The sequence below is a fragment of the Exiguobacterium sp. AB2 genome (assembly GCF_000696055.1).
GTDB lineage: Bacteria > Bacillota > Bacilli > Exiguobacteriales > Exiguobacteriaceae > Exiguobacterium > Exiguobacterium alkaliphilum.
On record NZ_JNAA01000024.1, the window covers coordinates 1 to 11,780 of the forward strand.

General features: G+C 48.5%; 9 protein-coding genes and 1 CRISPR repeat array. Of the genes, 1 reads left to right on the forward strand and 8 read right to left on the reverse strand.

Going from position 1 to position 11,780, the window contains the following annotated elements; all coding sequences use genetic code 11:
- Positions 1–24: 24 nt before the first annotated feature.
- From DI14_RS03830 to DI14_RS03865, 8 genes are all read right to left on the reverse strand, one after another.
- Positions 25–1,377: a GH1 family beta-glucosidase gene (locus DI14_RS03830; protein ID WP_034805412.1), complete on the reverse strand. Its 1,353-nt coding sequence runs from the start codon at positions 1,375–1,377 to the stop codon at positions 25–27.
- A gap of 21 nt (positions 1,378–1,398) precedes the next feature.
- Positions 1,399–2,325 (reverse strand): carbohydrate ABC transporter permease, encoded by a 927-nt coding sequence (locus DI14_RS03835; RefSeq protein WP_200871098.1) that lies wholly within the window; start codon positions 2,323–2,325, stop codon positions 1,399–1,401.
- A 3-nt stretch (positions 2,326–2,328) separates the two neighbouring features.
- On the reverse strand, positions 2,329–3,228 hold the full coding sequence (locus DI14_RS03840) for a carbohydrate ABC transporter permease (protein WP_034805414.1): 900 nt from the start codon (positions 3,226–3,228) through the stop codon (positions 2,329–2,331).
- A 65-nt stretch (positions 3,229–3,293) separates the two neighbouring features.
- Positions 3,294–4,607, reverse strand: coding sequence for an ABC transporter substrate-binding protein (locus DI14_RS03845; protein ID WP_034805415.1), 1,314 nt, complete (start codon positions 4,605–4,607; stop codon positions 3,294–3,296).
- Positions 4,608–4,798: 191 nt separating this feature from the next.
- Positions 4,799–5,818, reverse strand: coding sequence for a LacI family DNA-binding transcriptional regulator (locus DI14_RS03850; RefSeq protein WP_034805417.1), 1,020 nt, complete (start codon positions 5,816–5,818; stop codon positions 4,799–4,801).
- 191 nt (positions 5,819–6,009) lie between these two features.
- Positions 6,010–6,471, reverse strand: a complete 462-nt coding sequence (locus DI14_RS03855) for a hypothetical protein (RefSeq protein WP_051622533.1) — start codon at positions 6,469–6,471, stop codon at positions 6,010–6,012.
- Between the two features lie 82 nt (positions 6,472–6,553).
- Entirely contained in the window at positions 6,554–7,117 is a 564-nt protein-coding gene (locus DI14_RS03860) for a hypothetical protein (protein ID WP_034805418.1), read from the reverse strand.
- A 154-nt stretch (positions 7,118–7,271) separates the two neighbouring features.
- On the reverse strand, positions 7,272–8,108 hold the full coding sequence (locus DI14_RS03865; RefSeq protein ID WP_235193386.1) for a TetR/AcrR family transcriptional regulator: 837 nt from the start codon (positions 8,106–8,108) through the stop codon (positions 7,272–7,274).
- Positions 8,109–8,298: 190 nt separating this feature from the next.
- Here DI14_RS03865 and DI14_RS03870 point away from each other — a divergent pair, with 190 nt between their 5' ends.
- The gene (locus DI14_RS03870; RefSeq protein WP_034805422.1) at positions 8,299–9,795 is read left to right on the forward strand and encodes a DHA2 family efflux MFS transporter permease subunit; all 1,497 of its coding nucleotides are present in this window, start codon (positions 8,299–8,301) and stop codon (positions 9,793–9,795) included.
- A gap of 117 nt (positions 9,796–9,912) precedes the next feature.
- Positions 9,913–11,730: direct repeats of the CRISPR family, unit length 32 nt; unit sequence ATTTCAATCCACGCACTCACGAAGAGTGCGAT.
- The last annotated feature ends 50 nt before the right edge of the window (positions 11,731–11,780 follow it).

Sequence of the window (11,780 nt, forward strand, 5' to 3'; positions counted from 1 at the left end):
TGTAGCGGCAGGGATGGGTTCGTCTTATGCTTCGACGCTGTCTGCGTGTTTCGCTTTATGGTCGGCGATGACGCCGGCGTACCATTTCGCGCTGTCTTTCCACACACGGTCTTGCGTCTCGAAGTCGATATAGAGGATGCCGAAGCGCTTCTCGTAACCGAAGCTCCATTCGAAGTTGTCCATGAGCGACCAGAGATAGTACCCGGCGATGTTCATGCCTTCGTCGTTCAAGTCAGACACGGCAGTGAGGTGCTTTTGGACGTAGTCGATGCGTTTCACGTCATGGACTTCGCCGTTCTCGAGCACGTCGTCATACGCCGCGCCGTTCTCTGTGATGATGATTGGAAGGTCTGTGTACTCGTTACGTAAGCGACGGATCAGGTCTTTGAATTCGTTCGGGGCGATATCCCAGCCCATGCCCGTCTTCTCGTAATCGGAGTACGCAGCCACTGTCATGAAATCGTTCGCCGCACTGAACTCGACGAGTCCGCGACTATAGAAGTTGATTCCGAAGAAGTCGCATTCCGTCGAGATCGTTTCCATGTCACCTGGTTTGATGAAATCGTACGTATGCACGTACTTCGCGAACAAGTTCATCATATCGACCGGATACTGACCTTTGAATACTGGGTCGAGGAACCAGCGATTCGAGTACCCGTCCGAGTTGTTCTGTGCGAGGCGGTCGTTCACCGAGTCTGTTTTCGCATAGACCGGCGACAAGTTGAGCGTGATCCCAATCGGTGTCGTCGACTTCAAGTCTTGTTTCAACAATTCGACCGCTTTCCCATGCGAGAGAAGCATATGGTGTACGGCACGGACCGCTTCGTTCAAGTCACGATGACCCGGCGCGTGGACGCCGAGATGGTAACCGAGAAAGCCGGCACACCATGGTTCGTTATGCGTGATCCATGAGTCGACAACATCATCAAGCTCATCGAAACACACTTTGGCGTAGTCGAGGAACCAATCGACCGAGTCGCGGTGCACCCAGCCGCCTTCTTCATGCGCCCACATCGGGAGGTCCCAATGGTAGAGCGTGACGGCCGGTTTGATGCCTTCTTCGCGGAGACGTGTCGCGAGCGTCTTGTAGAACGCCATCCCAGCCGGGTTGAACTCACCTTTCGCTGGGAAGATGCGCGGCCAAGCGATCGAGAAGCGGTACGTGTCGACACCGAGCTGTTTAATGTGCTGGATGTCTTCTTCGAAGCGGTGGTAATGGTCGCAGGCGACATCCCCGTTATGCTTCTCGAACACGCGGCCGTCGATGTCACAAAACATGTCCCAAATCGACGGGGTCCGCCCGTCTTCGTTGTGCGCACCTTCGATTTGATACGAAGATGTCGCCGTTCCGAAGACGAAGTCTTTGTTAAATTGCATAGTGTTTTCCTCTTTTCTCTATTATTCTTTGACCGCGCCAGCCGAGATACTGCTGACGATATACTTCGACATGAACAAGAAGGCGATCATAATCGGCACGACCGAGATGGCGATACCGAGATACAAGGCACCGAGGTTCTCGGCGACTTGTGAACCTTTCAAGAAGCCCATGAGGACCGGGAGCGTGTACTTCTCTGGTGAGAACAAGAGTACGAGCGGCATCAAGTAGTTGTTCCATGAGCCGATGAACGTGAAGATCGACATCGTGGCGACAGCCGGCATCATCATCGGGAGTGCGATCGTATGGAAGATGCGAAGCTCACTCGCGCCGTCAATCCGGGCCGCTTCAATCATACTGACGTGAAGCGTCGCCTGCGTGTACTGGCGGATGAAGAAGACGACGAACGGACTCGCAATCGATGGGATGATGAGCGGGATGAACGAGTCGAGAATCCCAAGCGTCTTCGAAATCTCGTAGAAGCCGATCAACCCGAGCTGCCCTGGGACCATCATCATGACGAGCATGAAGATGAACATCGCGTTTTTGCCTTTGAAGTCATAGAATGCGAAGCCGAACGCGGTCATCGCCGAGAAGTAACCGGAGAGCAACGTGACGAGCACCGCGATAATCAAGCTGTTCTTAAAGCCGGTCCAAATGTTAATGTAGTCGCTCAAGATCGCGTAGTTATCGAGGAGCGCGGTTCCCGGAAGAAGCGAGAAACCAGACATGATCTCCCCGTTCGTGCGCGTCGCATTGACGAGCATCATGAGGAACGGGATGAAACAGATGATGGTCAAGACGATCAGTCCGGTGTAAATGACACCGCGGCTAAAGATTTTTTTCTTTTGCTTTTGTTTCGGTGGCTCCACGCGAAGCGGTTTCTCTTCACGCGGCGGCTGTACTTCGCTGTCGGCGAGCATACGCCGTGATTCTGCATTCTGTTCCATTGCTTATGCCCCCTTTTGCGCAGCGCGCTCTTTACGGAACATGCCTTTGAAGACGACCGCCGAGAAGACGAGCGTGATCAAGAACAAGCCGTAAGCGACCGCTGCCGCATAGCCATAGTTGTTATACTTGAACGCTTGGTTGTACAGGTAAAGGACCATCGTGTTAAGCGAGCCGTCCGGTGCACCGATTCCGTCCGTCAAGAGGAGCGGAAGATCGAACAATTGAAGGCCGCCGATGAGCGACGTGATCATGATGTACAAGAGAATCGGTTTGAGTAATGGTAACGTGACATACGTGAACATTTGCCAACGGTTCGCGCCATCGATATGGGCGGCTTCGAAGAAGTCTTTTGAGATACCCGATACGCCGGCCATGACGATGATGAACGAGTGACCGAACCACATCCATGTCAAGATGAGCGAGACGGACAGTTGTGCCGTCACCGGTTGCGATAGCCAGTTGATTGGGTCTGAGATGATTCCGATTTTGAGAAGAATCATGTTGAGTGAACCGTGCTGCCAGTCGAGCAAGATTCCGAATAAGAGCGCGACCGAACTGATCGTGATCAAGTTAGGCAGATAAAAGAACGAGCGGAAGAATGCGAGTCCTTTCAGCTTCAAACGAAGGTCGGAGAACAAGAGCGCGAGAGCCAGTGCAAGACCGATCTGTAAGGTGAAGTTTACTCCCCAAATCTTGATTGTATTGACGAACGCCTCGATGAAGAACGTATCCGTCAACAAGCGCGCGTAGTTCGCGAAGCCGACGATTTCTTCTCCTGGGCTGCCGGTATAGTTGGTGAAACTGTAATATAGGGTCAAGAAGACCGGGTAGATACTGAATGTCAAAAAGACGACCCAAAACGGGGCAATAAAGGCATAGCCATAGCGGTCTAGTTTTTTCACGTCGTGTTACTCCTTCCATAGCAACCCTTAGGGGGGAGGGTCGTCCCCCCAAGGATTAGCTGGCTTCAGTCAACTTGGATATCTGGGTAAGCGTTTTTCGCTTGTTTCTTGAATTCGGCAATCGCTTCTTCTTTCGTCTTCTTGCCTTCCACGTATTGGAGAACCGAAGCGCCGTAAAGCGTGTCGAGCTGTTGGTCGTACTTCGTGACGATACCTGGTGTGATTTCATCCGCTTGGCCAAGGAAGAACTCGTAGTTGTTCTGTCCGCCGAGGAACTCATCGCTGAAGTCGTCTTTGATTTTGTCTGTTACTGGTTTGAAGGCAAGAACGTCGCCTGTCTCTTCAGCCCAGTCCGTCAAGAACTCTTCGTCTTGTGTCATGAGTTTGACGAAGTCGTAAGCGGCTTCTTTGTTTTTCGATCCTTCGTACACACCGAGCCATGTGCCGCCCCAGAAGTACGGGCTTGGGCCGTTTGTAACTGCCCAGTCGCCGGCTGTGTCTTTCGCGCTGTCTTTCAAGACGCTGTGAAGGCCCCATGTCGGAAGGACGTATGAGAAGACTTGTGTTTCTGTCTCTGTGCCGCCTTCTTTCACTTTGATTGGTTTCGACATACCTTCGAACCAAGATGGTGACCATTCAGGAGCGAGTGCCGTGTACTGCTTGTCACGAAGCTCTTTCGCGTAGTCCATGTAGTTGATCTTGTCTTCTGTCAACACGAGTTCGTTGTTTTCGTTTACCCATGCTTCTGGGTTCGCGCCTTGTGAGAACCAACGGATCGCGCCTTCGTCTGGGAACATTTTGTAGCCTTTTTCTTTCATCTTCTCAGCGACTTCGAAGACGCCATCCATCGAGCTCATCATGTTTCCGATTTCAGCCGGATCGTCCGTGCCGAGCACTTCTTTCGCTAAGCTACGTTTGTAGTAGACGCCACCTGGTGTCGTTTGCCATGAAAGGGCGCGCACATTGCCTTCTGAGTCTTTCCCGAGGTCGAAGACGTATGGGATGTAGTCGTCAGCGATTTCGTTGACGTTGTATGGCTCGTCCGAGAGGTTTTCCCAATAGCCTGCGTCTACCCATTGCTTGAGGAAGGCGATTTCACCTGTGAATACGTCAGGTGCTCCGACGCCGCTCTCGAGTGCTGGCTTCAATTTTGTCGGATAGTCGGCGATTGGCACGATTGTCAATTCAACTTTGACACCGTTACGCTCTTCGTATGTTTTGATTGGTTCTTTCAACTCATCTGTGAAAGACCAAACTTTGAGGACGTCGTCTTTCGAACCTGAAGTAGAACCTGAAGTTCCTTCGTCGTTTGAGCATGCGCCCAAGACGCCGACTGAAAGTGCACCGATTGAAAGTAAGCTGACTAATTTTTTATGCATGTGTAAGTCCCATCCTTTTTAAGGTTTTTAGAAAGCGTTTGCAAGAAGAAGTAAATAATTGTCGAAAGCGCTTTCGGTTTGGTTGAAATAAATAATCGAAAGCGGTTTCGATTTTTAGTGAATGATGCTTCGAAATCGCTCTCTTCTCTCCATCCCGCTGAAGGGAACAGAGCGACTTCGAAAGATCATCGTCAGTTCTTCACTTGTAATGGCGCGCATGACGCCCGTTCCATCAATTTGACCGGAATGACGCGACGCTCGGTCCGTCGTTCCTTGGCGGTCATTTGTTCAATCAACAGTTCCGCTGCCGCTTCGCCGATTTCGTCCGTATCTTGGCGAATCGTCGTCAGCTTCGGCGTAATGTATTGAACCATTTCGATATCGTCGTATCCGATGACGGAAATGTCTTCCGGCACGCGTAATCCTCGTTCATGGATCGCTTCAATCGCACCGATGGCCATCTGGTCGCCGGCGACGAATACCGCGGTCGGACGTGACTCGAGGTCGAGCAACTTTTCCATCGCCTGTTTGCCTTCTCCAACCGAGAAGAAACCGGCGTTGACCAAGTACCCGGGTTCAATCGGAAGACCGATCGCCTCCATGGCAAGTTCATACCCTTTCACACGAGCGGCTCCCGCATCAATCGTCTGGTCCCCAGCGATGTGCGCAATTCGAACGTGTCCGAGGTCGTGCAAGTAATTCACCGCGAGGCGAGCCCCTTCGATGTTGTCGGAATAGACGACGCTACAGTTCGCACTGTCCATATCGACGACGACGATTGGGATATCGCTTTGCATGAGCTCTTGAACTTGTTCGTCCATCCGGTCCGAACAGATAACGACGATGCCATCGACGGCCCGATGTTTGAAATGCTCCAAGTAACTCATGTCACGGTTGCGCAGGTTTCGCGAGGCGAAGATTAAATCGTAGCCTTGCTCTTCTGTCGCGTGACGAAAACTTTCGATAATGCCGTTGAAGAACGGGTGTTTCATCCCGACTTCGTTCGCTTCTGAGAACATGACACCGATGGCCCACGACTTCTTCGTCGATAACGACTGTGCGTGTGCGTTCGGTAAGTAGTCCATCTCAGCCGCAGCCTGTAAAATCTTGGCCCTCGTCTTCTCACTCACGTCTTTATAGTTATTTAACGCTTTAGAGACGGTCGTGATCGAGAAGCCTGTTTTTTTCGCTAAATCATAAATCGTACCCATGTCAGTCTCCTCTTCCCGAAAGCGCTTTCGGTAATTTGATTGTAGCGCATGAATTTGTAGGAATCAATTCTTTTTCGTGGAATATTTTGCGATAAATTTTCATACCGTCTTTCTTCTATATTACTGCAAGTCGTGATTTTTTGTCGCTAGTGTTCCTCTCATAAACACTGAAACCTTCGACTTCTATTACTTTATTCTTTAACAGTAATCGTCCAATCTCCATCTGCTTTTACAACAAAAACATATACACTAGTATCTTCAAAAGAATATCGCTGAGAACCTTCATAATTTCCAATTTCATTTACTAATAAATCTATTGCATTTACTGTTACGGCAAAATTCGAATCTCCATTATGCGTAAATGCTATTTGATAGCTTCCTTGATTAATTTCAAAAAAGATTACGTCGTCCCCATTCCCCTCTAAAATACCAGGTAAAGTTTCAATCTCTAAAGGACGGTATTGCATAATTTTAATATCCCAATTACCTTGATTACCGTTTATATTCAAATAATAATCTTCAGTTTCTTTAATCCATATGAAACTTTTTCCCTTGTAACTTCCGATTTCATTAACGAGTAAATCTAACATATTTCCCTGCGCATCTTGAAGTACTACTGCAAAGTTACCTGAACCATCATACGTACTCTCCACTACAGCAAAACCTTCTTTAAGTGAAATCGCGTCTGTGCCTGCGTCAGTTGAGCCACTAATTGTAGTCGTTAGCTCATCTTGATTATTTTTTAATTTGTTCGTCTTTAAGTTGATTTATATTTTTTTCAGTTTCTACTTCGATGATTGAATTGTTATTATATACAATTACTATATTTCTATTCTCAATTGTAACTTCATCAATTTTTCTATTGTAAACATTGTATCCTCGAGACGTTTTTAATCCATGTTCCTCCATGTAGTCTTTATAACTTGATGTTGGATCCCCAACCTTTACCTCCTGCATAAACTCTTCAATAGAAGCTTTTGTAGCATCGGCTTCTTCCTTTTCATTAACTGATTCATTCTCGATTTCGTCTACTTCAGTATCTTCTTGCTCAGATGCTTCATTTGGCACAGTGATAGCACTTCCTTGATTTGAATCTGTTACAAGTTCTTGATTATTTCTTTCAATAATTCCTAAAAGAAAAACTAACCAAACTCCTACTAGAATAAATGAGCCTCCAAGGATAATGGGAAACGGGGTAACGTCTTTTTTAATGAAATAACGATAAATGGAAATGAAACAGAACAATGCCCCACCTATCATCAAACCGAAACCGCCAAATGACAGTACGATTTCTATCATCGCTAATGCCCCCTCTCTAAAATTTAAATCCGGGTGATTCGTTATAGATATTTACCCATATTTCCCAGACAACTCTTCATTTTTCTAAATTTGATTAACGAAAATAAACCCACTTAAATAGTTTTAAGTAGGTTCAGATCTATACAATTTTAGCCTAGTGCGTCCGCGTATATAACCAGACGAGGTTCGTAAATTTTTGGACTTCTGTCTCGCCCGTCACACCTTTAAAGAGACGTTGGAACGGCTTCAACAGTTGCTCAAGAACGATTTTCCGGAGACGCGGTTGATGCAGCTCGTAAGTAATCGCTTCAAACAAGTCCTCCTGTTCCTCCGTCATATTCACGTGAGCGCCGATTCGTTCGGCCATCTCAATCAATTCTTCTTTCGTGACAAGATTTTTATCCGTCGTCCCGCGCATCTGATCGACGGTTACCGGATTCAATATGTGTTCGTTCGTCTCAATCATACGGGCTGCCATTAACTCCACATAGGTGTATAAGTTTCGGACGAGCTTTTGAATCGAGTAGGCCGTGTTTGTAATCCGGAGGGTGAATAAGATGTGCTGCAACATCCCGTTAAAAAGTACCGTCAATTCGACAGAGTAAGGCCGAATCTCTTCCCCAATGATTTCGGTCAAGCGCATTGCGAGCCATTCAATCTCATACACACGATGCTGTAAGACGAGTTTCTTTAACTCCGGTTCATTTGCGGACATGATTGACTCGAACAGGGCATGAAGATTACGTTCTTCATTTAATTGGATGAGGATCGAGATTTGTTCGATAAAGACATCCTTGTCACGTTTATCTCGGCCCATCTGCATTTCAATCCGGCGTTGCCCCGCGTCATAGCGCAAGTTTTCAAGGATGTTTGCGACACAGTCTGTCTTCGAGGCGAAATAATTATAAAACGTTCCTTTTGAGATATTAGCTCGTTCAATAATTTCCTGCACTGAAGTCTGTTGGACGCCATTCTCAATGAAGAGATTCATCGCAATATCTGCTACTTTTCGTTTCTTATCTTTCATATCCTACTAGCTCCGTTCTGCTTAGTTTGTAGCTTAAGTATACCATTTTGAACTAACGGTTCAAAATGGTTGATTTATTTGTACAACGGGTATAAAATCATCACATCGACACTTACTAGTATATAACTATTCAGAACATAAAGGAGCAACTCGTATGAAACCAGAATTCCAAAAGAAACCGCCATATCTTATGCTCGCGGTCCTGTTCGCAGGGGCGTTCATCGCCTTCTTAAACAACTCATTACTTAATGTCGCGCTCCCCTCGATCATGATTGACTTGGAAATCGCTGACTACTCGACCGTCCAATGGCTCGCGACCGGCTTCATGCTCGTGACGGGCGTCCTCGTCCCTGCTTCGGCCTACTTAATCACCCGCTTTTCGAACCGGGCGCTCTTCATCACCTCGATGGCGATTTTCGCCCTCGGGACGGCCATCGCCGCCTTCTCGCCGACGTTCGGCTGGTTGCTCACAGGACGAATGATTCAAGCGGTCGGCGCCTCGACGATGGGGCCGCTCCTCATGAACGTCATGCTCGTCAGTTTCCCGCGTGAAAAACGTGGGACGGCGATGGGCGTCTTCGGGCTCGTCATGATTTCAGCGCCAGCGATTGGTCCGACACTGTCGGGTTACATCGTCGAGTACTATAACTGGCGCGTCTTGTTCGAAATGATTCTCCCACTCGCCATCATCGGTCTCGCCCTCGCGATTTGGAAAGCCGAGAACGTCATGGTTCAAAACAAAGACCAATCGCTCGACTACTTGTCACTCGTCTTATCGACAATCGGTTTTGGTGGCGTCTTGTATGGGGTCAGTTCGGCGAGCTCCGACGGTTGGGACAACCCGATCGTCTTGACGACGATGCTTGTCGGATTCGTTGCGTTAATCGCGTTCATCATCCGTCAGCTCAACATGGAGAAACCGCTCCTCGACCTACGGGCGTATAAATACCCGATGTTCGCACTCGCATCGATTATTGCGATTGTCAACGCCGTCGCCATGTTCTCCGGAATGATTTTGACACCGGCCTACGTTCAAAGCGTCCGTGGTATCTCGCCGCTCGACTCCGGACTCATGCTCCTCCCAGGGGCCATCATCATGGGTATCATGTCGCCAATCACCGGGAAACTGTTCGATAAGTTCGGACCGAAGTTGCTGTCGATTATCGGTCTCACGATTACAGCCGTTTCGACGTATATGCTCGCTCACGTCCAACTCGATTCGACGTACACGTATATCGTCATGACATATACGCTCCGCATGTTCGGGATGTCGATGGTCATGATGCCCGTCATGACTAATGGTCTCAATCAATTGCCGACGCATCTTAACCCGCACGGAACGGCCATCAACAACACGGCTCAACAAGTATCCGGTGCAATCGGAACAGCGGTTTTGGTGACGATCATGAACTCAGTGACACGGACCGAAGCCGAATCGCTCATGAGCGGCGTCGACCCAACGACACTCTCAGAAAGTGCGATGGGTGCGTTGACACAACAAGCCCTTCTGTCAGGGATTCAAGTCTCGTTCTATGTCGCTTTAGGGATGAACATTTTGGCGCTCATTCTCGCGTTCTTTGTGAAGCGGGTTGATGTTAAGAAATTTAACGTTCAAGCGGAAACCGCTGAAGAGTTGAAACAAGCAAATTAATGATGAAAAGCTGTTCTGAATACTAAGTTCAGAGCGGCTTTTTTTATTTCCGTTTCAATCCACGCACCTACAAAAGCTATGATACAAGGCCGATAACAAGCAGTCTTTTTTGTTGATATCTCAATCCATTCAATCATGTAGAGTGCGATAGCCAAGGAGGTGTTGCCTAATGCATAGAGGGGAAATTTCAATCCAAGCACTCACGTAGAGTGCGATGTCGATACGGTCGATGTTGTCCTTCGCGTTCTCATTTCAATCCACACACTCACGAAGAGTGCGACCAACACAATTGAGCTGTCGATATTCGAGCAGATATTTCAATCCACGCACTCACGAAGAGTGCGATCGAACAGATACCATTGTTTAGTGTTCGATTTTTGATTTCAATCCACGCACTCACGAAGAGTGCGATTTTCCCGAGCTCACGGAAAAGGTAGAGGATAAAACATTTCAATCCACGCACTCACGAAGAGTGCGATGACGCGAGAGCGCCAAAAGCGGACGTGAGAAGATATTTCAATCCACGCACTCACGAAGAGTGCGATCATAATCGATGGTGATGTCAACCTCACCGCCGACATTTCAATCCACGCACTCACGAAGAGTGCGATGGTCACGACGATGGAAGTCGCTGACGTACTTAGAATTTCAATCCACGCACTCACGAAGAGTGCGATACATCGAAGCCATCGAGCTTGTCCCACTCAACGAATTTCAATCCACGCACTCACGAAGAGTGCGATCGGTCGCCGCTGAGTTTGCTTTACGCACAAAGTTATTTCAATCCACGCACTCACGAAGAGTGCGATCCAGGCGTGCTATGACGAGCTGGGAGGGGATGGGATTTCAATCCACGCACTCACGAAGAGTGCGATGATCCAGACGCTCGAAGAGGACGTATGCATCGCGATTTCAATCCACGCACTCACGAAGAGTGCGATTTGAGCTTGTCAAGTATGCCCTCTCCGGTGTCCGCATTTCAATCCACGCACTCACGAAGAGTGCGATTATACGTGTCACACACGGCGGCACATAAACATATATTTCAATCCACGCACTCACGAAGAGTGCGATTCGACGCGTTCGCAGACGCGCTCGGGTATGAGGTATTTCAATCCACGCACTCACGAAGAGTGCGATGTAACGTGGTGTGTCGCAAGTTACTTTGTATTCGTATTTCATCCACGCACTCACGAAGAGTGCGATCGGATGCGCCGTTACGCGTATCAGCTACCACGAAAATTTCAATCCACGCACTCACGAAGAGTGCGATTCTTAAACTTACCGGGCGTGCAGACGGTATTAATCATTTCAATCCACGCACTCACGAAGAGTGCGATAATGACAAGTTTCCCACGCCGGTGGTACATCACTATTTCAATCCACGCACTCACGAAGAGTGCGATCCTTGAGTCCTGTGAATAGCGCTTTACCTGCTTTCAATTTCAATCCACGCACTCACGAAGAGTGCGATGCCGCCTGCCGAATTATTGCCGCCACCACCGAAATTTCAATCCACGCACTCACGAAGAGTGCGATACGTCATCGATTCCTTGTACTGCGTGGGCTGCTATTTCAATCCACGCACTCACGAAGAGTGCGATTCGGACGGACCAACAGGTTCGCCGTGTTGCGCTCATTTCAATCCACGCACTCACGAAGAGTGCGATGACCGCGTTCAAGTTCTGTTGCCAGCCGGCCGAAATTTCAATCCACGCACTCACGAAGAGTGCGATTTTGAGGTAAAATCGTGTTGCTTATCGACGTTGCGATTTCAATCCACGCACTCACGAAGAGTGCGATAAACTACGGCTCAGTTGGCGGACAAAGCGTCAAAATTTCAATCCACGCACTCACGAAGAGTGCGATGCGGGCTCACGATCCACGACATCAAGCGTGAGGTATTTCAATCCACGCACTCACGAAGAGTGCGATGCCGGCACGATGTTGTTCAGCCCGCCGTTCACGAATTTCAATCCACGCAC